13 protein-coding genes are annotated in these 25,028 nt (G+C 33.5%); 11 read left to right on the top strand and 2 right to left on the bottom strand.

Features of this window, described 5'->3' with window-relative positions; all coding sequences use genetic code 11:
* Window positions 1-8: 8 nt before the first annotated feature.
* On the bottom strand, window positions 9-3,746 hold the full coding sequence (gene porU / locus C8C83_RS05970) for a type IX secretion system sortase PorU (RefSeq protein WP_347812779.1): 3,738 nt from the start codon (window positions 3,744-3,746) through the stop codon (window positions 9-11).
* Between the two features lie 312 nt (window positions 3,747-4,058).
* Between porU and gldJ the strand changes: the two genes are divergently transcribed.
* Both gldJ and murF read left to right on the top strand, forming a co-directional pair.
* Window positions 4,059-5,744, top strand: coding sequence for a gliding motility lipoprotein GldJ (gene gldJ / locus C8C83_RS05965; RefSeq protein WP_121327004.1), 1,686 nt, complete (start codon window positions 4,059-4,061; stop codon window positions 5,742-5,744).
* Window positions 5,745-5,860: 116 nt separating this feature from the next.
* Complete coding sequence (gene murF / locus C8C83_RS05960; protein ID WP_121327001.1) at window positions 5,861-7,144, top strand: UDP-N-acetylmuramoyl-tripeptide--D-alanyl-D-alanine ligase; 1,284 nt, start codon at window positions 5,861-5,863, stop codon at window positions 7,142-7,144.
* 41 nt (window positions 7,145-7,185) lie between these two features.
* Here murF and C8C83_RS05955 read toward each other — a convergent pair whose 3' ends face one another.
* Window positions 7,186-10,056 carry a triple tyrosine motif-containing protein gene (locus C8C83_RS05955; RefSeq protein WP_121326998.1) on the bottom strand — a complete coding sequence of 957 codons (2,871 nt, stop codon included), beginning with the start codon at window positions 10,054-10,056 and terminating at the stop codon, window positions 7,186-7,188.
* Between the two features lie 345 nt (window positions 10,057-10,401).
* Here C8C83_RS05955 and C8C83_RS05950 point away from each other — a divergent pair, with 345 nt between their 5' ends.
* The 9 genes from C8C83_RS05950 (at window position 10,402) to C8C83_RS05910 (ending at window position 25,015) form a co-directional block, all read left to right on the top strand.
* Window positions 10,402-13,512, top strand: a complete 3,111-nt coding sequence (locus C8C83_RS05950; protein ID WP_121326995.1) for a TonB-dependent receptor — start codon at window positions 10,402-10,404, stop codon at window positions 13,510-13,512.
* A 13-nt stretch (window positions 13,513-13,525) separates the two neighbouring features.
* Entirely contained in the window at window positions 13,526-15,037 is a 1,512-nt protein-coding gene (locus tag C8C83_RS05945; protein WP_121326992.1) for a RagB/SusD family nutrient uptake outer membrane protein, read from the top strand.
* 26 nt (window positions 15,038-15,063) lie between these two features.
* On the top strand, window positions 15,064-15,945 hold the full coding sequence (locus C8C83_RS05940) for a hypothetical protein (protein WP_132011687.1): 882 nt from the start codon (window positions 15,064-15,066) through the stop codon (window positions 15,943-15,945).
* Between the two features lie 153 nt (window positions 15,946-16,098).
* Window positions 16,099-17,553, top strand: a complete 1,455-nt coding sequence (locus C8C83_RS05935; protein WP_121326986.1) for a glycoside hydrolase family 30 protein — start codon at window positions 16,099-16,101, stop codon at window positions 17,551-17,553.
* 87 nt (window positions 17,554-17,640) lie between these two features.
* Entirely contained in the window at window positions 17,641-19,098 is a 1,458-nt protein-coding gene (locus C8C83_RS05930; RefSeq protein WP_121326983.1) for a glycoside hydrolase family 30 protein, read from the top strand.
* Window positions 19,099-19,126: 28 nt separating this feature from the next.
* On the top strand, window positions 19,127-20,593 hold the full coding sequence (locus C8C83_RS05925; protein WP_121326980.1) for a glycoside hydrolase family 30 beta sandwich domain-containing protein: 1,467 nt from the start codon (window positions 19,127-19,129) through the stop codon (window positions 20,591-20,593).
* Between the two features lie 38 nt (window positions 20,594-20,631).
* Window positions 20,632-22,389, top strand: coding sequence for a cellulase family glycosylhydrolase (locus tag C8C83_RS05920; protein WP_121326977.1), 1,758 nt, complete (start codon window positions 20,632-20,634; stop codon window positions 22,387-22,389).
* Between the two features lie 359 nt (window positions 22,390-22,748).
* Window positions 22,749-23,588 carry an endonuclease/exonuclease/phosphatase family protein gene (locus C8C83_RS05915; RefSeq protein WP_121326974.1) on the top strand — a complete coding sequence of 280 codons (840 nt, stop codon included), beginning with the start codon at window positions 22,749-22,751 and terminating at the stop codon, window positions 23,586-23,588.
* Window positions 23,589-23,590: 2 nt separating this feature from the next.
* A complete protein-coding gene (locus tag C8C83_RS05910; protein ID WP_121326971.1) occupies window positions 23,591-25,015 on the top strand; it encodes a glycoside hydrolase family 30 beta sandwich domain-containing protein in 1,425 nt (474 codons plus the stop codon).
* The last annotated feature ends 13 nt before the right edge of the window (window positions 25,016-25,028 follow it).

The raw sequence follows: 25,028 nt of genomic DNA, 5'->3' as shown, positions 1-25,028 counted from the left end.
ATATATTATTATAGAATGACAAGCTTTTCGTATTTTTCTGCTTTTTTATTTGTTAAATTGGATTTAACTGTAAGTTTATAAATATAAACCCCTTTTCCTATTCGGTCGCCAAAATCATCTTTTCCATCCCATGTTATTTCTCTTGATAAGAAGCCTTCTGTTGTAACGATTTGGTTTTTTGTCCACACTACTTTTCCGGTAATAGTCATCACCTGAACCTGTACTTCCAGCGGTTCGTAAGGTCTGTTGTGAGAGAACCAAAATTGAGTGTAAGTCGAAAAAGGATTTGGATAATTAAGAACGTGTGTCAGGGTTAATGAATCATCACCAACTACTGTAAATTGTATTTCACTTGTTACCGGATTATTATAAACATCCCATGCGGTAAAGCTTATAGTGTGTAATCCTGGAGTTAAATTTCTTAGTGGAAAACGTAAATTTCCATTGGTGTAATCGTCTAATTTTGTCTGATAATAATCGTTCAAAATATAAGGATTACTTACGTCGCCATCTAGAATTGCTACTATATCATGCCCGATTCCGCTTGCTGTATTTATTCCGTTTTCATCCTCAAGAAAAGCCAGTAAAAAAGGCGATTCGTTCGTTATTCCACCCGATACAAAAGTTTCATCGTTCATATATAACTTAACTTTTGGACTTATATTGTCCTGAGGTGCATTTTCATTTATTCCCCCTATTTTAATGATATTATTGTAGCCGGATTGATTTTCTAATGCTCCGGTTTTCTTCGAATAAAAACTAATTCTTCCATTGTCAACCGGAATTCGAATATCTCTTGGTACAACAAAGCTAAATTCGAACTGACCATTGGTTACAGAAGCATTTCCTCTAAAGATAGTTTCTCCTAGGGTTTTGAATGACATTGCAGGGCTATATCCATCATTGTTTAAGGTGGAAGTTGTGATTAATTTGTCGAAAATTGCTGTCGATAATTCGCCATTATAATTGCTTAAAATAGCATTATTTTCATCTGTAACTTCTCCTGTAATTTTAATTTTTGCCAAAGATTTAAAGTCTGGAATGGCTTGAGAAATCACAACATCATTTACTTTTGTTAAATTTATTTTTGGTTTTGCAATTGCCAACATTAAAGCCGGATCTCCAATATAAAAAACCACATTACTGGAAGAACTTGGATTTTCATTTTTCGAAATTCTTAATGCTTCGGAGATTGTTGTGTATTGATTTGATCCGTAAGAAAGCAGGTTTTTGCTTAATCTGTCATTGAATATTTCTCCGTTAAATTGTCCGATAGCGCGAATAGTTGTTAACATTGAGATTGCGCCTCCTTTTGGATTCCAGAAAGTATATTCACCTGCTGTTGGTCTTGTTGGATCGTCAAATCGTGAAAACTCACAGGTAATAGTTATGAATAATGGATATTTGTATTGATTGTTTAAGTTTTGACCATCTGTTTTTTCCCAGATTCGTTCGCTTGCCAAGCCGTCTTCTCCACCATGTCCTAAATAATTAAAAACTAAAGCGCCTTTTTCGAAAGCATTAAAGAAATCAGTTCTCGCTTTTGGATATCTCGAACCTCCGGCAGAAGCTTCTTGTGTATAAGAATCAAGAAGTATTTTTTCAATATTAAAGAATGGTTTTTCGACAGCAATAAGATCGGCAAGATTATTTTGATGAGATTGTATTGTAGCGTCTGAGCTTTGATCAGAATCGTCGGCGATTAAAACAAAGTTATTTCTCCAGTTTCCGTATGATTTAGTATCATGATATTCCAGAACTTTATTGACCATTTCCTGCGCCTGAGCATTGTCTGAAACTAACATTCGGCCAACGGCAATATCAATTCCGCCAAAAGGTTCCTGAACAATTCCTTCATCAGAATCCATGAGACCAAAAAAATCATCTGAAGCAAAAGAAGCTTCTCCGGTAGTGTTGCTCACCGGCGATTGGTATATAGGTACAATATTATTATTGTTGGGTATTCTGTTTTTATAATCAAAAGAAGCGTCTCCAAATAGATTTAAATATTTTATTTTTTTGTCTGGAGAAGAAGCGTTGTCATAAATATATCTAATACAATTTCTAATCGCTGAAATATCTTGTTTGCCCGAAGAAAATTCCTGATAGATGTTTTCTAATGCAATTACTTTTACATTTAAATTAGAATATGTTCGATGGAAACTAGCTAGTTTTTCAGCTTGAGAAGTCAGAGATTTTGGAGTAACAATTACATAATCGATATCCTGAAAACTATTCTGTGTATTTCTGAGTATTGTTCCTTTTAGGTTTTGATTGGCAATTTTTGACTGACTTTCCTTTAAAGGAGAAAAATAATCTGCAGCATCGACTGCAATATAATTTCTAATCTCTCCCAAATTTGCTTTAAAGCTAAAAGTAGTTTGATTTGGGTTTTCGATTTTCGATACATTATATAGGTCTGTAATATCCCAAATTTGAGAAATACCCTGAGCATTTGTAATCGTATAATTTGCAACTCCGGGAACTGAACCCGCTAAATCATATTGAAATTTGAATTGTTTTCCAATTCCTGTTAGTTTTCTTTTGGCAATTAAATTAATGTAATCAAGATATCCTTTAGATCCCGGAACACCATTATTATTGTAGCTAAGTTTAATTTTTATATTATCAGTTCCTGTAAATGTGTTTTTAAAAGGGGAGGATAAAGTATCGTATTTTGTTTCAGAGCTTGCTGATAATGCTTTGAAATTAAGTGTGCCAATATTTTGTCCGTTTGCAGAAACAGCAAATGAAGTAGGAGTGTAGGCAGCCGAAACTGCATTAAGTTGTATTTTTACAGGAACGGAAGTTTCAATATTTGAAAAATTAAACTCAAACTCTTGCTCTTGATTGATATCGAATGATTCTCCAAGCCATTGTCTTCCTAGATGTACAATGTTTATTTGGTCGATTTCATGGTATTGATAGTCATCAAACGTGTTTAGTTCAAGTGTAGTGCCTGCTGTTGGCTGATTTATGGTTGGAATTCTCTTTCCGTCACCTCCGGTAGTTGTGATATAATAATAGGATTTTGAGTCGTATAGATTAAGATTGGTTCGGCTTTCAGAGTTCCAGTTATTAACTCCTTCTGCATAAAAAAGAATATAATCTTCATTATTGAAAACGCCGTCACTTTCTCCGTTAATCTGAATAGCGTTTTCGATCAAATCTTCCGGATAATAAATATTATTGGCAAGTGGAAGCATTCTTCCGCCGTTTCCATAAATTTTGATCCTTCTTGGATCTACTTTGCTTGCGTCAAATCCTAAACTTTGCAAAAAGGACTTTGAGATTCTGTAAACGCCCGATTTTTCAATGTAAAAACGATACCAGTCTCCACTGGCTAAAACCGAATTATAGATTGCGGCAGTTTTTTGAAAAGAAGTTGTATTGCTTCTTTTTGATGTTGAATTGCTCGAAGAATAAGAGAATGATTTTATTCGTTTATAGCTGTTTCCTTCCTTTATAATAGGAAAAAGGAAAAGAAAAGTTTGCTTACGGTCTCTTGAAGTTGTTGTTTTTAAGGTTTCATTTGGTTTTACGGGAATGTTTTCTTTTGCCAGATCTCCTAAGTCAGTAATAGACATTGATTCGTAAATTACATTCGTTATTTGTATAGAATTAGCGCTTGAAGTTCCCGTTTCATTCAGGTTTAGTAGAAGTGTTATGCTTTTTTTTGTAGTGTCGTAGCGAAAACCGCTTCCCGAAAAGAAAGGGATAATTACTTTTGAATCTCCAAAACTCATCTCTTTTTTATTTTGCCAATCTAGTGTGAAGCTGCCATTTATCTGGGAAAATGAGATAAATGGAATCAAAAAGAAGTATAAGATTAAGGCTTGTTTCATAAGCTGAAAAAACGGGATTAATTTAAAATTATTTTAGTAAGTAAAAATATAGTATTTCATGTTATAGTAAATAATAAAAAGTATATTTTTGCGTTCGTAACTATAGGTTATTTTCTGGTAAAAAACAGCTAAATAAAATTATTAGAACAGATGTTGCTAATTAAATGTTAATTATTATATTGCAGCACCTAAATTTATCACCTAAGAATGAGTATGAAAGTAAACAAAATTGTAGCCCTGCAATTAATGATGTCAATGGTATTGATGTTAGGCACGGCTAGTTGTAGCAAAAAATCGAGTTCCAGTCACGCTTCCAGAGCAACAGGTTGGGATGTAGATAGTCAGAATGGAACGGCTGCTAGAAATGCAGGAAAAAAACAACAGGCTGGTCCTGGTTTAGTTTTTGTTGAAGGAGGTACGTTTACAATGGGTAAAGTACAGGATGATGTTATGCACGATTGGAATAACACACCTACTCAACAACACGTTCAGTCATTCTATATGGATGAAACTGAAGTTACGAATGGTATGTACTTAGAATACCTGGAGTGGTTAAAGAAAGTTTTCCCTCCAACAGAAGAAAATTACAAAAACATTTACGAAGGAGCATCGCCAGATACATTGGTGTGGAGAAATCGTTTAGGGTATAACGAAACGATGACTAACAACTACTTAAGACATCCTTCTTATGCTAACTATCCTGTAGTTGGTGTGAACTGGATTCAAGCTGTTGAATTTGCTAAATGGAGAACTGACCGTGTTAATGAGGCTGTTCTTGAGAAAAACGGATATCTTCAAAAAGGTGCTAAAACAAATGATGTTACCGGAGATAATGCATTTAATACTGAGGCTTATTTAATGTCTCCTAGTACTGCACGTGGTGGTAGTGAAGAAATTGTATTAAAGAAAAATCCAGGTGGTAGAAAACCAAAAGCTGGAAAAGATGGTGTAGTTCCTGAAGCTAAAAATGTATATGCACAACGTTCTTCCGGAGTTATTTTGCCAGAGTACAGACTTCCTACTGAAGCAGAATGGGAGTATGCAGCTGCAGCAGATGTTGGACAAAGAGAATACAATATATATAAAGGACAAAAGAAATATCCTTGGTCTGGAGATTATACACGTTCATCTAAACGTAAAAATAAAGGAGATCAATTGGCTAACTTTAAACAAGGAAATGGTGATTACGGTGGAATTGCTGGTTGGTCAGATGATGGAGCAGATATTACAAACGCTGTAAAAAGCTATGCTGCCAATGATTTTGGTTTATACGATATGGCTGGAAACGTAGCCGAATGGGTTGCCGATGTTTACAGACCTATTATCGATAATGAAGCAAATGATTTTAACTACTTTAGAGGAAATCAATACGCTAAAAACAAAATTGGTAAAGATGGTAAAATTGAAATTATCACTAAAGATAATATTCAATACAAAACATTAAGTAACGGTAAAAAAGTTGCTACTAATTTACCAGGAGAAATTGCTCAGGTTCCAGTTGATGAAAATGAAACTTACTTAAGAACAAACTTCAGTACAAGTGACAACATCAATTACAGAGATGGTGACAAACAATCTTCAAGATATTTTGACTTTGGAGATTCTGAGTCAGGACCAAAAGCTGATCAGACAATGTACAACTCTCCTAAACATAATATCACTACTGATAGTTTAGGTCAAATGGTTAGAAAATATGACAACTCAAGTAAACGTACTACATTAATCGATGATAATGTAAGAGTTTACAAAGGTGGTTCTTGGAGAGATAGAGCTTATTGGTTAGATCCGGCTCAAAGAAGATATTTCCCTCAGGATATGGCAACTGATTACATCGGATTTAGATGTGCAATGTCAAGAGTAGGTGCAAAATCTGAAAAAAGAAAATCACCTAGAAACTAGGTTTTAGAAATTTCAATAAAAAATTCCAAATTCCAAAAGCTGATTATTTCAGTATGGAATTTGGAATTTTTTTATTGTTTTTTTTCTACTTTTACGATCAATAAAATAAAATATAAATGAATATTCAGGACATTCATAACTTGTTTTTACAATGTAAATCGGTTTCAATTGATACTAGAAAAATTGAAAAAGATTCTATGTTTTTTGCTATAAAAGGAGAGAATTTTGATGCTAATACCTTTGCATCAAAAGCACTTGAATTGGGAGCATTGTTTGTTATTATTGACAATGCAGCTTATGCTATAGATGAAAGAACTATTCTGGTTGAGAACAGTTTAGAAACATTGCAGGAATTGGCAAAATTTCATCGTTCTTATCTAAAATTACCAATTGTTGCACTTACAGGAAGTAATGGTAAAACCACAACCAAAGAACTTATTAATGTAGTTCTTTCGAAAAAGTTTAAAACAAAAGCTACTGTTGGAAATTTAAACAACCATATTGGCGTTCCGTTGACATTATTATCTTTTTCGAAAGAAACAGAAATTGGAATTGTTGAAATGGGCGCCAATCATAAAAAAGAGATTGAGTTTTTGTGCGAACTTGCTCAACCTGATTATGGTTATATTACCAATTTTGGAAAAGCACATTTAGAAGGTTTTGGCGGAGTTGAAGGTGTAATACAAGGTAAAAGCGAAATGTATCAATATCTTCTAAAAAACAATAAACTTGCTTTTGTTAATCTGGAAGATCCAATTCAAATTGAAAAATCTAGAGGAATCGAGACATTTACTTTTGGTTTAAATAAAGAAGAATCAAACCTTAATATCAAAAGTGTTGAAGCAAACCCTTTCGTTATTATTAATTATGAGAACTTTGATGTACAATCTCATTTAATTGGGCTTTATAATGCAAATAATATCAATGCTGCAGTTGCGATAGGAAAGTATTTTAAAGTTGATGAAAGTGATGTAAAACAAGCTATAGAAAACTATATTCCGGAGAATAACAGATCTCAATTGCTGAAAAAAGGATCAAATCAAATTATATTGGATGCTTATAATGCTAATCCAAGTAGTATGGCTGTTGCAATTACAAATTTCCTGCAATTAGAAAATCAGAATAAAGTAATGATTTTGGGAGATATGTTTGAACTTGGTGATGAAAGCCACGAAGAACATAAAATCATTGTTGATTCGTTGGCAAATCAAAATAACTCTGTTTGTTATTTGATTGGAAAATACTTTTATGAGAATAAAATTTCTAATGATAATATTCATTTCTTCGAAACTTTTGATGCTTTCGCCGAATATCTAAAAACGATTCATTTTGATGAACATACAATTTTGATAAAAGGTTCGCGTGGTATGGCACTCGAACGAACATTAGAATATATTTAAATAAAAAATCCATCAGCCGCGGCTGATGGATTTTTTATTTATTAGATACTCATTAAAAATCCTATCAGATTTTCTTTTTTATTTAAGCCCAGTTTTTTTCTTAATCTGTATCTGGCTAATTCAACTCCTCCGGTCGAAATATTCATAATTTCGGCTATTTCTTTCGTCGACATATTCATTAGTAAATAGGTTGATAAATCGAGTTCTCGAGGCGAAATCGTCGGATATTTTTCTTTTAATCGTTTTAAGAATTCGAAATGCACGTTTTTAATGTGTTTCTCCAAATCTTTCCAGCTTTTGTCGGTGTTAACCTCTTTGACTATGCTTTTGTTCAATTTACTGACTTGAAACTTCGTAGAATCATCAAGCGCTTCAACATCAATTTCTTTTAGTTTATGGATAATTCCGTTTAAGATTTTATTTTTCTTTACAACCTGCAAAGAATTATTTACGAGTTCTTTATCCTTTGCTAAGATTTTTATTTGAAGCTTGTCATTTTTCAGTTTTTCAATTTCTTTCTCAAGATCATATTGTTCTTGTCTGATTTTTGACTCTTTCTCCAGATAAAGCCTTCGTTGCTCAATAGTTTCATAGTATTTATTCTTTCTGATCTTCATTTTTATTCGTGTAGAAATTAAATAGATTCCCACAACGATTAATATAAAATAAAGCATAAAAGCCAAGAAATGTCTGTACCAAGGCGGAGAAATAGTAAAAGAAATTTTTGCCGGCGACGATTGTACACCGTAACTATTTCGAACTTTTACGTTCATTGTGTACTCGCCTTCGCGAAGATTGGTGTATTCTTTAAGCGAAATGGTAGACCAATTGCTCCATTTGTCATCAAAAGGCTCTAATTGATACGAGAATTCCACGTTTTCAAGATTCTCATAGGTAGGAGACGAAAATGTAAATCGTACGTGATTTGACGAATATGGAATGCGAATGTTTTCGGTCTTATTTTGATTGTTTCCTAAAATAATAGTGTCTCCGGGAAACGAAAAACTACGAATGAAAGCTTTTGGTTTTGTTACGAAGTTATTCAGGAATTGAGAATCATAATGAGCAAGACCATCTGTTAATCCAATAAATATATTTTTGGAATCAATTGTATTTACAGACAAGTAATTGCTTACTAAGTTTCCGGTTAGGTTTGAAAACGGAGCTACAATATTCTTGTACTTATTGTTTTGTTTCATTAAAACACCTAAAGATTCGTTGAATGCATACCAGAGATTTGATTGTGAATCTTCGCTTAAAGCATTTATAATTGGTATGTTTTTGAATAATTTGGTTAAGTTTTTATCTTCAAAGAATAAATCCTGTTCTTTTGAGTACTTATAAAAATGATTGTTGGTTTGAAAATAAATACGATCGTCTATTTTCTGAAGGCTTCCAATATTCTTAAATTGAGGCGTTAGGTGATCAATTTTTTTGATGGTAGCAAATCTTGCCAGATCGTTGCTAAGAGACATTCTATATATAGATTCGTCTTTTTTAAGCCATAAATACGATTCATCAAGTTCAAAACTGTTTGATGATTTGTCGAATCCTGCAATTTGGTTTTTGTAAACTAATCCGTTTGGTGTTTGTTGAAAAATGGCAAATCCGTCATAATTTGATCCTATAAAATAACCGGGATGATTTGGTATTTTTTTGAATCCAAAATAACCTTTCGAATCTATTATATTTGTTACTCTTCCGCCTTTTATTACCAAAGCTCCTCTGTTGTTGGAACAAATAAGTTGATTTTCTACAACCTGAACATTCCATGACTGGGCAGTAGTTCCTTCGACAAGTTTAAAAACATCTTCTTTAAAACTATTATTCCAGGCATGATAAAAAACACCTTGGTTTGTGGCAACATACAAATTTCCGTCATGAATTACCGATGCATATACGGTACTAATATCATAACTAAAGCCAAAGTAAGTAAACGGTGAACTCTCGTTGACAAAAGCGATACCATTATCAAGACCCAGCCAAAGATTGTTTTTATTGTCGATAAAAGAGGTCAGAACAGTATTATTCTGTAATCCTTTTTTTCTGTTGATATGCTGTATTATTTTTCCATTGTAATCACATATTATTATACCATCTAAAACCGAGTTTAGTACAATAGAACTGTTATTTATGGTTACGCCTCCTAAGGAATTGTTTCTCTTAACAAAATTATTGGCTTCAGTATTCCAAGGTGTTACTTTGTTGTTTTCGTAAATAAACAAACCTTTTTCTAAGGTGATAATTAAGGTTTTGTTTTTTGCGATCGAATACATTCCCCATATCTCTGTGTTGTTTAGAGTGGTTGTGTTGGGTAATGTGTATAGTTTTCCGTTTTTATATTCTAAAATTCCTTTTTCGACATCTTGCAGATAAAGCTTGTTATTTACTACAAATGAAAACTGAAAACGTTTAGGAGCTTGTAATATTGAAAGTTTTCCATTTTTGAAGATATAAATTCGGGCAAAAGACTGGAAGATAGTCTGATTATTAAAAGAATGTATTTTCCAGATAAAATCAATTATTTTGATTTTTCTCTTGTCTACATGCTTTGCTAATGATGTGTACTTAAGTCGGCCTTTATTATCAGGTTGAAAATATCCAAATTCATTATATCCGCCTACGAAGATTTTTCCTGAATCATCAATCTTTAAACATCTCACAGAAGTTAGATTTGGCAATGGATATTTTCGCCAGGACGAACCATCAAATTGTAAAAGACCATTATTATTGGCAAAATATAAGTTTCCGTTTTTATCCTGACCAATATTCCAGTTTTGAGTACCGCCTTTATATTCGTTTCGTTTGTAATTTCTTACGTCAGGTAATCCAATGTTTTTTACTTGCCCAAAAAAGGTAATTGTGAATAATGTAAATAAAGTAATATAAAAATATGATTTTATCAATTTCATGAATTTTTTTATTTATTTATAATTTTTGCGTGTAAGTATTTGTTTTGTAATTGATTAGCTTCTTTATTACCCTACTATTTCGTTGTAGGAAGCTGTTTTTTTAATAAAAATAAGCAATCTTATACTAGTGTAGTGTTTATTTTTGCAATTAACATTTTGATAACATTTAATTTTTATTTTTTAAATTATTGTAAATTAGATAATTATAAAAAAAATGATGTGTTTTTGTAAAGTATAAAAATTTAGTTTGATGTGTTTTTGTAATGAAATTTAATTGTTGATAGTAAAAAATTAAGATTATTATTGCATCAAATTACTAATTAATTAACCAAAATTTTTAGAAAAATGAAATTAACAAAATTACTTATTTTTTGTATTTCGTCTTTGTTATTCTCGGTTATCGCTGTGGCTCAGGATGTCACGGTTAACGGGGTAATAACTGATGAAAGTGGAATGCCAGTTCCTGGTGCTACTATTGTATTAAAAGGAACAACTAAGTCAACGGCATCAGATTTTGATGGAAAATTCCAAATTCAGTCACCTTCTAATGGTGTTTTAACAGTTACTTTTATTGGATATGCGCCAATTAGTGAAGCTGTAAATGGGAGAACAAAAATTACAATTCAATTAAAACCAGAATCACAATCATTAAATGAGGTTGTAGTTGTTGGATACGGTACTCAAAAGAAATCAGTTGTTACAGGAGCTATCTCTAGTGTAAAAGCTGCTGATCTTGAAAAAGTACCAAACGGAAGAGTTGAACAATCATTACAAGGTAGAGTTGCGGGTGTATCTGTAGCTGCTACTTCTGGACAACCAGGTTCAGCTTCTAAGGTACGTATTCGAGGTGTGACTACTTTTAGAGAAGGTGGAAATGATCCTTTATGGGTTGTTGATGGTATTGCTGTAGACGCAAATGCTATTGGTTTCATCAATCAAAGTGATATCGAATCTATCGAGGTTCTTAAAGATGCTGCTTCTGCTGCAATCTATGGTACTCGTGCTGCAACTGGGGTTATCTTGGTTACAACTAAAAAAGGAAAATCAGGAAAAATCTCTGTAAACTACAACGGTTTTGCGGGTGTTTCTGGTCCGGCTAAAAAATTAGACTTGCTTAATGCTACACAGTACGGAGCAATCATGAATGAGAAATCTTTTGCAGATGGTGGTGGTGTTAAATATGCTAATCCATCAGCTTTAGGACAAGGTACAAATTGGCAAGATGCAATCTTTAATGATTCAGCTTTTAGATATACTCACGAATTAAGTATTAGTGGTGGAGGTGAGAAATCTACTTTTTATGCTTCTTTCGGAATCCAAGATCAGGAAGGTATTGTTGCAACAGAAATTTCGAACTATACAAAGAAAAATTTCCGTTTAAACTCAACACACAAAATTTCTGATTATTTTACTTTCGGACAAACTTTTGGATATACGCACCAAAAAACTAAAGGTATTGGAAACACAAACAGTGAATTTGGAGGACCTTTAAGTTCTGCAATTAACTTAGATCCAATTACTCCATTAGTGGTTACAGATCCTGCAGTTATTGGTACAGGTTTCTATACAAATCCAAATGTTGTAAGAGATCCAAACGGAAATCCTTACGGAATTTCATCTTTAGTACAACAAGAGATGACAAATCCTTTAGCTTATACTCAAACTAGATTAGGAGGATATAGCTGGTCTGATGATTTTGTTGGAAACGCTTATTTAGAGGCTAACATTACTCCTCATTTAAAATTCAGAACTACACTTGGTGGTAAATTAGCTTATTGGGGAGACCAAGGCTTTACTCCGGTTTTCTTCTTAAATCCAAACATGAAAGAAGATAGAAATAACTACAGCCAAAACAATAATAAATCATTTGCCTGGACTCTTGAAAACATTTTGACTTATTCTAATAAATTCGGAGATCACAGTATTAATGTTTTAGCAGGTCAAGGTGCTTATGTTGAAAACATTGGTGGTTCTATTGGAGTTACTATGTATGGTTTGCCAATTACAAGCTACAAAGATGCTTCTTTCAACTTTGATATTCCTCAAACTGACAGAGTAAACAGAGCAAGTGATTTTACAGAACATAAATTGGCTTCATTATTCTTACGTGCAAATTATGATTATTTAGAGAAATATCTTTTCACAGGAATTATTCGTCGTGATGGATCAACTCGTTTTGGTGAAAATAAAAAATTCGGAGTTTTCCCTTCATTCTCTTTAGGATGGGTAATTTCAAAAGAAGGATTCTGGAAAGAAAATAATGTAGTTAACACATTAAAATTACGTGGAGGTTACGGAGTTGTTGGTAACGATAACATCGATGATTTCAAATACAGAGCTTTAGTTGTTGGTGGATATAACTATTCTGTTGGAAATACTGGAGCAATTACAACTGGTTACGGAAACTCAACTTTACCTAACCCAGATTTAGGATGGGAAGAAACTTCACAAACTACAATTGGTCTTGATGCAAAAATTTTCAATGATTTCTCTCTTGTTTTAGATTACTACAAAAAAACAACAAAGGGAATCTTAAGAAACGTTGTAATTCCTGGATATGTAGGAGTTGTTGACGCACCATCTGCAAATATCGCAGATATGGATAACAGTGGTTTTGAGGTTGAATTAGGATACAAGAAAAGACTTGGAGATTTTAACTTAGGTGTTAATGCGAATGTTGCTTACTTGAAAAATGAGATTACTTATGTTGGTTCATCCACAAACTACATTGTTGGAGATGCTAGTTTCCAATCAATGGGACCTGTAACAAGAACACAAGTTGGTCACTCATTCAATGAATTCTATGGTTTTAAAACAGCTGGTATTTTTCAAAATGAAGCTGAAGTTGCTGCATACAAAAATGCTGCAGGAGGTTTAATTCAGCCAAATGCTAAACCTGGAGATTTCCGTTGGACAGATTCAAATGGTGATGGTAAAATTACAGATGATGATAAACAATTCTTAGGAACAAATATTCCTAAATATACTTTTGGTCTTACTATTAACTTAGACTACAAAAACTTTGATTTCATGGCATTTACTCAAGGATCTGCAGGAAGTAAAATTTTCCAAGGTCTTAGAAGACTTGATATCCTGAATGCAAATTATCAAACAAAAGCTTTAGAGCGTTGGGTTGGAGAAGGAACATCAAATGATTATCCTAGATTGACTAATAACGATCCAAACAAAAACTTTAGTAATATGTCTGATTTTTATCTTGAAAATGGAAATTACTTACGTTTAAAAATTGTTCAGGTTGGATACACACTTCCAACTAACTTATCATCTAAAATTGGTTCAGATAAAATTCGTTTCTACTTAACAGGAGAGAATTTAATCACTTTTACAAAATACACAGGATATGATCCGGAAATTGGAGGTCAGGTTTATGGTGTAGATAAAGGAGTTTATCCACAAGCAAGATCTATTTTGTTAGGAGCTAACGTTCAATTTTAAAAATTAAAAAATTATGAAAACTATAAAACTTAAATACATATACTGCGCTGTTGCATTAGCAGCTCTAGGCGGATCTTGTTCTGAAGATTTTGTTACCATTGACCCAAAAGGAAAATTTGATACAAGTACTTACTTTTCTAATGAGCAACAATGTTATTCTGCTTTAATTGGAGTTTATGATCCGTTGAGAAAAAATACCGGAGGTTTCGAAAACTTAGTAGCAATGCTAAATGCAGGATCAGATGATTTTTATGCAGGAGGAGGAAGCGCAACTGATGGAAACGGAATTCAGAATTTCTCTACGCACTCACTTAGTTCAATCAGTATTCCGGGTAGTTACTGGAATGATCACTATCAAGGTGTTTCGAGAGCAAATATCTTGTTAGAAAAACTTCCTGCAGCTTCTATGGATAATACTGTAAGAGCTAGATTTGCTGGTGAAGCTAAAGCATTACGTGCACTTTATTATTTTAACTTGGTGAGATTGTTTAAAAACATTCCATTGGTTTTGGTACCATTAAATACTCAGACAATTTATGATCCGGAGCAAGTTAAACCAGAGGTAATTTATGCACAAATAGAAAAAGATTTATTAGAAGCTATTCCTAGTTTACCAAATACTGTTGATGCAAAAACAGAATCTGGAAGACTTAACAAAGGAGCAGCACAAGCAATATTAGGAAAAGTATACTTGTTTGAAGGTAAAAATTCTGAAGCAGCTACTGTTTTGGCTCAGGTAAATGGAACACCAGGTCAAACAAATCAATACGGAAATAAATTACTTCCTGCATTTAGTGACTTATGGGTGACTTCAAATAAATTTAATGCAGAATCATTATTAGAAGTATCTCACAGTAGTGCAGGAAATACTGACTGGACTTTCTGGGGACAAGGTAAAGACGAAGGGAACTCTTTAAACCAAATGATCGGGCCAAGAGGATATTCAAGACCAAAAGGTTCTGATGCACCAGATCTTCCTTCAGGATGGGCTTTCAACGTGGCAACTCAAAAATTGTTTGATGCAATGCAAGGAGATCCAAGATTAGATGCTACAATTCTTAATATTAAAGCTTTAAAAGCAGCTGGTAAAGCAGATTATATTCCAGCTTATCAGGATACAGGTCTTTTCTTAAACAAATATCTTCCAAGACAATCAGATGTTCGTACTGGTGGAGGTAATCAGGAATTGAACTACAAACAAAATTCTTATATCATCAGACTTGCAGATACTTACCTAATGGAAGCAGAAGCATTAGGTTCAGGAGCAAGAGCACAAGCATTACTTGATGCAGTTAGAGCTAGAGTTGGATTGGCTTCTGTACCAGTTACATTGGCAGCTATTAAAAAAGAAAGAAGATTAGAATTAGCTGGTGAAGGTCATAGATTTTTTGACTTAGTAAGATGGGGAGATGCTGCAGCAGCATTATCTGATAGAGGTTTTGATGCAGGTACAGACGAGATTTTCCCTATACCATACACAGAACTTAATGGTACTAAATTGAAACAAAATCCTAATTATCAGTAAACCTAACTAACCAAAAATAAAGAACAATGAATTTAAATATAAATTTAAGAACAAGTGTATACCTAATGTTATTTTTAGCATTAGGAGGAACACTAAATAGCTGTAGTGATGACGTTAATCCTAATGTTTTAATTGCTTCCAGTGTTGATTCAGCATTCACTATTACTCCAGTAACAGGAGAAGTAAATACGTATATTTTAACCTCTAAAATACCTGGTATTATCGAATCTTACTGGGATATTGGATACGGACCTTACTTGGGTAAAATGACTGAAAAAATTGTATTACCGGATGCCGGTACTTATACAGTGAAGCATATTGCAGTTGCAGCCGGAGGAAAAACAGAAACTACAGCTCATGATATTGTTGTTGCAACTTCAGATCCTGCTAAACCTAATTTAGTAAGAGGAGGATTCTTTAGTACTCCAGCAGACGCTGCTCAATGGACATCTGCAAAGTTAAGTCCTACAGGAGCTGCTTTCTGGTCATTTGCAACAGGAAGCGCTACAATTCACGCAGGCGGTGGTGCACAAGAAGGTATTTACCAAGCAATTGATGTTGTAAAAGACAAAGAATATACAATTGATATGTTAGTTACATCTGCAAGCGGATCTGATGAAACATGGTTTGAAGTATATGCTGGTACAACAGTTCCTGTAGATGGTGTTGAGTACAAAGACAACAAAGTAATGGGATTAAGTACTTGGGATGGTTGTGCTAAAAATCCATTCTTAGGTAGATTATCTATTGTTGGATGTGTTAAAAATGAAAAATCAGGAGATGTTTCTAACGTAGTTAAATTCAATACAACGGGTAAAATCTATTTACTTATCAGAAGTGGTGGTAATGGTAACAAGTTTACTAAAGACGGAATTACAATCGGAAGGGTTGAAATGAGAGCAAAATAAGAAGATAAAGTTAAGTTTAAGTTTGGTTGTAAATAGCCCATAATCACTATGAGTATGGGCTATTTTTAAATCCTTAAACTACTGGAATGTGTTTTTACAGATAAAGAGTTTCTTTAAAAAACTTCAATTAGAATTTAAAATAATAAGGAAAGAATGAAAAAAAATAGTTCTAAAATTCTATGCTTTCTGTTTTCGCTGGCGGCTTTTGCACAACAGCCAAAGACAAAAAAAGAATTTACAACCAATGGAAAAAAAATAACAGTTTATACTACAGCTGCAAATTCAGATTTGAGATTGACAGCTACAGACAATTTAACTTTTTCAGCATCAAAACAACCACTTGAAACAGAATCATCTGTTTTTGTGGAACCATCAAAAAAGTTCCAAACTTTCATGGGAATTGGAGGCGCTATTACTGATGCAAGTGCTGAAATTTTTGCTAAACTTTCAAAAGAAAAACAAACAGAATTTTTGAATGCCTATTATGATAAACAAAAAGGTATAGGCTATTCATTGCTAAGAACCACGATACAAAGTTCTGATTTTAGCAGTGGAAGCTATTCTTATATCGAAGAAGGAGACAAAGATTTAAAAACGTTTTCGATTGATCACGATAGACAATTTCGTATTCCATTAATAAAGCAAGCTATAAAAACAGCAGGAGGAAAATTAACCACTTATGTTGCTCCGTGGTCGCCAAATGCTTTTATGAAAAGTAATAAAAACGTCCTGAAAGGCGGAACGTTATTACCGGAATATTATCAAACATGGGCAAATTTTTATGCCAAATTTATAAAAGCATATGAGAAAGAAGGAATTCCAATTTGGGGTACTTCTACTCAAAATGAACCAATGGCAATTCAAACCTGGGAATCTTGCGTTTATACCGCTGAAGCAGAAAGAGATTTTATTAAAAATTTCCTTGGGCCAACACTTAAGAAAGAAAAATTAGGCGATGTAAAAATCATTGTATGGGATCATAATCGTGATTTAATGAACTACAGAGCCAATGTAATTTATTCTGATCCGGAAGCTTCAAAGTATGTTTGGGGAATGGGTTTTCACTGGTACGAAACATGGTCTGGCGGTGCATCAATGTTTGATAACGTAGGCAAAGTGCACGAGGCTTATCCTGATAAAGGATTAATGTTTACAGAAGGATGTATCGAAAAATTTGATGCCACAAAGTATCAATTTTGGGGTAACGGAGAAAGATATGGTATTTCTATGATTAATGATTTTAATAATGGAACAGCTGCATGGACAGATTGGAACATTCTTTTAGATCAAAACGGAGGACCAAATCATGTTGGAAACTTCTGTTTTTCACCAATTCACGCTGACACAACTACAGGCGAATTAATATACACGCCATCGTATTATTATATCGGACATTTTTCAAAATTCATTCATTTGAATGCTGTAAGAGTAAGTACAGCAGTAAGCAGAAGCGCTTTATTAAGTACTTCATTTTTGAATACAGACGGAACAATGGCAACAATTGTCATGAACCAATCTGATAAAGAACTTACCTACAATTTGATTATAGCTGCTGAAAAAACAGTAGTAAAAATTCCTGCACATGCTATTCAGACATTAGTCTATTAATATTTTGCAATTAGGTAGGAGGGTCGAATTGAATCATCCAATTTGACCCTCAATTTAATTTTAATTTTAAAAGTTTTTTGAAGTACAATGAAAATCACAAATAGAATTTTAATAGCACCAATACTAGTTCTGCAATTAAGCTGTTCTTCATCAAAAGTGGTGAATAATTCATCAGTTTCGGCATCGAAATCAAACAAAAAAATTGAAGTTTATACCACTGCCGAAAACACAAATTTAAGATTATCACTTTCGAATAATTTAATTTCGAAAGCCACAAATTCAACAGTTTCTATCATTTTAGATCCTGAAAAAACAGATCAGACTTTCTTAGGAATTGGTGGTGCCATAACAGATGCAAGCGCAGAAGTTTTTGCCAAATTATCTCCTAAAAAGCAACAAGAATTTCTGACCGCTTATTACGACAAAAACAAAGGAATTGGTTATTCATTAGCCAGAACCAATATACATAGCTGCGACTTTAGCAGCGATAGTTACACTTATGTTGCAGAAGGAGACAAAGATTTAAAAACCTTCAATATTGATCACGATCGAAAATATCGAATCCCATTAATAAAAAAAGCAATTGAAACAGCCGGCGGGAAATTAACCTTATTTGCCAGTCCTTGGAGTCCCCCAGCTTTCATGAAAGACAATAACGATATTTTGCACGGCGGCGTTCTCTTGCCGGAATTTGCACAATCATGGGCAAATTATTATGCTAAGTTTATAAAAGCATATGAAAAAGAAGGCATTCCAATTTGGGGATTAACCATTCAAAATGAGCCAATGGCAAAACAAAGATGGGAATCCTGCATTTATACTCCGGAAGCCGAAAGAGATTTCCTGAAAAACTTTCTTGGGCCAACTTTAGAAAAAGAAGGACTTGGATCTAAAAATATTATCATTTGGGATCACAATCGCGGAGATATGTTAGAAACAAGAGCTAAACTAGTTTTCTCAGATCCTGAAGTTTCAAAATATGCCTGGGGAATTGGATTTCACTGGTATGAAACCTGGAATGGCGGAACTCCGAAATTTGAATCAGTTGGGAAAGTTCATGCTGAATTTCCAAATAAAAATTTACTTTTCACAGAAGGTTGTATCGAAAAATTTGACGCTACAAAATTTCAGTTTTGGGGAAATGCAGAACGATACGGAATCAATATGATCAACGATTTCAATAACGGAACTGTAGGTTGGACAGATTGGAATATTCTTCTGGATCAAAACGGAGGACCAAACCACGTTGGTAATTTCTGCTTTGCGCCAATTCACGCAGACACCACAAAAGATGAATTAATATACACGCCAATGTACTATTATATTGGTCATTTCTCAAAATTTATCCGACCTAATGCTAAGAGAATAATCGAAACCATTACTGATAAAACATTACTAAGTACCTCTTTTAAAAATTCTGATAACAAAATAATTACCCTTGTTATGAACCAGTCAGAAAAAGAAATTGTTTACACGCTAATAAACCACGATACAAAAACCACGATCACAATTCCGGCGCATGCTATGCAAACTATCATAAACTAGCAGCCGCACTAACTAAAAAACTATAAAAATGAAACCTATTTTAAAAAACACTATAAAAACATTATTTTTAGGAGCTGTGATTCTTGCTCAGGTTAATTGCTCTTCATCAAATGATGCTGTAGAACAAGGACCTCCGCCGGTAATTCCGCCAGTAGTAGTGACTAACGATGTCGATTTCTGGTTGACAAAATCAGATCAAAGCGCTTTATTGGCAAAACAATCGGGGAGTTTAGGATTTAATACAACTTCTAATTCATATGCAAATATTGAAGTAAATGCAAGTCAAAAATACCAAACCGTAGATGGTTTTGGATATACTTTAACAGGCGGAAGTGCAGAAGTTATCAATCAATTAACTGCGGCGAAGAAAAGCGCACTTTTGAAGGAATTATTCGGAACAGGAGACGGTTCTATAGGAATAAGTTATTTAAGAATAAGTATTGGAGCTTCAGATTTGAATGCAGCGCCTTTTACTTATGACGATCTTGCGGCAGGAGAAACAGATTTAGCTCTTGCAAAATTCAGTTTAGATAAAGACAAAACCGGAGTAATTGCACTTTTGAAAGAAATTGTAGCAATTAATCCTAAGATTTTAATTTTGGCAACACCTTGGTCAGCGCCACTTTGGATGAAAGACAAAGACAGCTTTATTGGCGGAAAACTACAAACACAATATTATGATGTTTATGCTAAATATTTTGTAAAGTACATTCAGCAAATGAAAGCCGAAGGAATTACAATTGACGCCATAACTCCTCAAAATGAACCTTTACATGATGGTAATGAGCCAAGTATGTATATGTCGGCTTTAGACCAGACTAACTTTATCAAAACGAATTTAGGACCGGCTTTTAAAGCAGCGAATATTTCAACAAAAATTATTGCTTACGATCATAATTGTGATAATCCAAACTATCCAAAAGCAATTTTGGCTGACGCCGATGCATTTCCTTATGTAGACGGATCAGCTTTCCATTTATATTCTGGAGATATTAGTGCGCTTACAAATGTGTACAATTCTTATCCAACAAAAAATGTGTATTTCACAGAACAATGGACTTCTTCAGAAGGTAGTTTTGAAGGAGATTTAAAATGGCATGTGCGAAATATAATCATTGGTTCTATGAGAAATTATAGTAGAAATGCATTAGAATGGAATCTGGCAAACAACGCTAATTATGGACCACATACTCCTGCTGGTTGCAATATGTGTAAAGGAGCTTTGACGGTAACGTCAAGCGAAAATTTCCAGCGTAATGTTGGCTATTATATTATTGCACACGCATCAAAATTTGTTCCGGCAGGTTCTATTAGAATTGCAAGTAATTCGGGTGGAGATTTACAAAATGTGGCTTTTATTACACCATCAGGATCAAAAGTTCTTGTTGTTGAAAATGACGGATCAACTAGCATAACATTCAATATTAAATTCGACGGTAAATGGGTTACAACTTCATTAGCTTCAGGATCAGTAGGAACTTATACTTGGAAATAATTACACAATTTAGAATCAAAAATTAATAGCGTTTTTAGATGAAAAAATTAATTATAACATTACAATTACTAGTTTCTATAACCACTTTCGGACAAGGTTTTTTGCACAGAGACGGACAAAAAATTGTTGATGGAAACGGAAAAAATATACTATTAAGAGGTTTAGGAGTAGGAGGATGGATGGTGCAGGAAGGTTATATGCTGCAAACACAGCCTTTTGCAAGTCCGCAATATGTAATCAAACAAAAAATTCAGGACGTTGTTGGAGAACAGGGAACAAAAGAATTTTATACAGCCTATAAAGCAAACGGAATTACAAAACGTGATGTCGATTCATTGGCAGCGTGGGGATTCAATTCGATTCGTCTTCCAATGCATTACAATCTATATACGCCAGCAATTGAAGAAGAGAAAAATGGTGAAATCACCTGGATAGAAGAAGGTTTTACCATGACTGATAATTTAGTGAAATGGTGTGCCGAAAATAAAATTTATCTTATTCTTGATTTGCACGCAGCGCCTGGAGGACAAGGAAATGACGCAGCAATTTCAGATTATGATACAACAAAACCATCATTGTGGCAAAGTGAAGCCAATCAGAAAAAAATGATTGCTTTATGGAAAAAACTCGCTTCTCGTTACAGAGATAATCCATGGATTGGAGCTTATGATATTATCAATGAGCCAAATTGGAATTTTACCGGAACCAATAAAAATGGTTGTGACGAAAACTCAAACGGACCTTTAAGAGATTTAATGGTTCAGGTTACAAAAGCCATTCGCGAAGTCGATACGAATCACTTAATTTTTATCGAAGGAAATTGTTGGGGAAATAATTACAACGGAATTTTTCCTTTATGGGATGAAAATATGGCATTAAGTTTCCATAAATATTGGAATTATAACACTACAGCATCGATTCAGAAAATGCTGGATTACAGAACACAATATAATGTGCCAATTTGGTTAGGCGAAAGTGGAGAAAATTCTAATGTTTGGTTTAAAGATGCACTGACTTTAGTTGAAAGCAATAATATTGGATGGGCTTTTTGGCCAATGAAAAAAATCGAAAATATTGCCGGAGTAACTTCAGTAACTAAAATACCTGAATATGATGTTTTATTAAAATACTGGAAAGACGGAGGGCAAAAACCAGATGCCGCTTTCGCTAAAAAAACATTAATGAAAATAGCAGATAATTACAAAATGGAAAACGTAACCGTTAAACCGGATGTAATTGACGCAATGTTCAGACAAGTACAAACCAACGATACAAAACCGTATAAAAAACATTTGATTCCGGGAAAAATTGCTGCAACACAATATGATTTAGGAACAAATGGATATGCATATTCCGATAAAGATTTTATAAACTACAGAGTAGAAACCGGAAACTTTGACGAATGGAATAAAGGAAATACCATGAGAAATGATGGTGTTGATATTTTGCCATGCAAAGACGCAGGATCAAATGGTTATCAGGTTTCTTTTATTGAAGATGGCGAATGGCTTCAGTTTACAACCCAAGTTGCAAAACAAAAAACATACAAAGTTGCGATTCGTTATTCAAGCGAAAATGCAGAAGGAAAACTTCATTTAGAAACAGAAAACGGTAAAAAATCAGAAACAATTTCACTTCTAGCAACAGGAGGAAACGACAAATTTAAAACAGTCGTTTTATCCGGAGTAGATTTGAATTCTGGAACAAATAAAATCAAAGTAGTTTTTGAAAAAGGAGGTTTCAATTTGAATTATTTGGATTTTTTAGAAGGCAAAAAAGGAAACTCAAAAAAATAATTGAGCAAATAATATTGTTCGATTGTATAGTCCCTTACGGGACAAATTTACAAGCTTAGCGTAAATTTATTTACCAATATTTAATCTCTACGAGATATCTTTTTTGACTTTAATATTGGTGAAAAAAACATAATACATCAGCAATATGATTTTCAAGATATACTCCGTTAGGAGTTAAAGGTCGGTAGAAAAAGGTTGGTAGAAAATAAAATAAGCGCAGACATACAATTGTCCCGTAGGGACAAAACAATCATTTAAAATTGATTGCATACGAATGATTTAATTAACATAAGTTTTAAATTGATTTTTTTCAGTAAAGCCTTTGAAATACTAGCTTTACAAGATTAAAATTTTTTAACATGAAAAAGATAAATACAATTGTTTTAGTGGTAATGCTGCTTTTGGTAAGCGGTTCATTTTATGGTCAGAATTTAAAAATCATGACCTACAATATTCGGTTAGATGTTGCATCTGATGGAGAAAATGCTTGGCCAAATCGGAAAGATTATTTTACGTCTCAAATACAGTTTTATAGTCCGGATATATTTGGAGTTCAGGAAGCTACTCCAAATCAAGTTACAGCGATAGCTTCGGCTTTGCCAAATTATGACAGATTCGGAATTGGTCGAGAAGAAAAAGGAACAGGAGAAGCGTGTACGATTTACTATAAAAAAGTACGTTTTCAATTGCTGCAATCAAACACGTTTTGGTTGTCAGAAACGCCAGAGAAAGTCTCAAGAGGTTGGGATGCAGCTTGCAACAGAGTTTGTACTTATGGGCTTTTTAAAGATTTAAAAACGAAAAAAACATTTTGGGTTTTTAATCTTCATTTGGATCATATGGGCGAAGTGGCGAGAGTAAAAGGAGTTGAATTGGTTCTTTCGAAAATAAAAGAACTAAACACAAAGAAATATCCTGCCTTTTTAATGGGAGATTTTAACTCAGAACCGGATACAAAACAAATTGTCGAGATAAAAAAAGTAATGGACGATACGAAAGATGTTTCGATAGAAAAACCTTTTGGGCCATCAGGAACTTTTAATGATTTTGAACATGATAAACCTGTAACGTTGTTAATAGATTACATTTTTATCTCAAAAAATAGCGGATTAAAAATTCAAAAACACGCAGTACTAAGTGATTCTAAAGATTTAAAATATCCATCGGATCATTTACCTGTCTTAATAGAAATAGATTAGAAATGAAAAACATCAACAAAAAACTTCAAATTTTACTTTTACTGCCTTTGATTGCAGTTCAAATAAAATGTGGAACTTCAAAAAATTCAGTTGCCAATTCTGGTAAAGCAGAATCTTGGATAACAACAACCGATGAGACATCAAAATTGCAAAAGCAAAATGATTTGGTTTTTAATTCAGAAACGAATTCAAATCAAACTATTTTAGTAGATCCTTCTCAGAAATTTCAAACCATCGAAGGTTTCGGATTTTCATTAACAGGAGGAAGCGCTCAGGCAATTTTAAAACTGGATAAAGCAAAGAAAGAAGCATTGCTTCAGGAATTGTTTTCCAGAAAAGACGATGCAATTGGTTTGAGTTATTTAAGAATTAGTATTGGCGCTTCTGATTTGAATGAAACAGTTTTTTCGTATGATGATATGCCAGAGGGACAAACAGATTTAAAACTGGAGCACTTTAATCTTGGTCCGGATTTAAAAGATGTTGTGCCACTTTTAAAAGAGATTTTAGCCATAAATCCAAAGATAAAAATTATGGGTTCTCCATGGTCGCCACCAGTTTGGATGAAAGATAACGGAAGTTCAAAAGGAGGAAGTTTACAACCTAAATATTATCAGGTTTATGCAGAATATTTTGTAAAATATATTGAGGCAATGAAAGCGCAGGGAATTGTAATTGATGCTATAACGCCTCAAAACGAACCTTTGCATCCGGGAAATAATCCAAGTTTGTTAATGCTTGCAGAACAACAGGCAGAATTTATTAAAAATAATTTGGGTCCCGCTTTCGCGAAAGCAAAAATCAAAACCAAAATTGTAGTTTACGATCACAATTGTAACAAACCGGAATATCCCCTAACAATATTAAATGATCCAAAAGCATTGCCATTTGTAGCAGGTTCAGCGTTTCATTTATACGAAGGAGATATTAGCGCTTTGTCAAAAGTTCATGATGCATATCCAAAGAAAGATTTGTATTTTACCGAACAATATACAGGATCAGGAAGTAGTTTTGAATCTGATTTAAAATGGAGTGTAAAAAATGTTGTAATTGGTTCAATGCGTAACTGGAGCGTAAATGCATTATCATGGGGATTAGCAAATGATGAGTATTACAAACCATTTACACCAGGCGGATGTTCTACTTGTAAAGGTGCATTAATGATCGATCAGGCGCAAAATATAAAAAGAGAAGTTGGGTATTATATTATTGGTCATGCTTCTAAATTTGTTCCCGAAGGATCTGTTAGAATCGGAAGTAATATTGCAGGTAATATATATAATGTTGCTTTCAAAACGCCATCAGGAAAAATCGTTTTAATTGTAGAAAACGACGGAACTTCAGCAGAATCATTCAATATTAAATACAATCAAAAACAAATTTCAACTACTTTAAACGCTGGTGCAGTAGCAACTTACGTTTGGTAATCTAAATTAAATT

Origin of the sequence: Flavobacterium sp. 90, assembly GCF_004339525.1 — a bacterium.
Classification (GTDB): Bacteria; Bacteroidota; Bacteroidia; order Flavobacteriales; family Flavobacteriaceae; genus Flavobacterium.
This window is presented reverse-complemented; position numbering and strand designations above follow the sequence as displayed.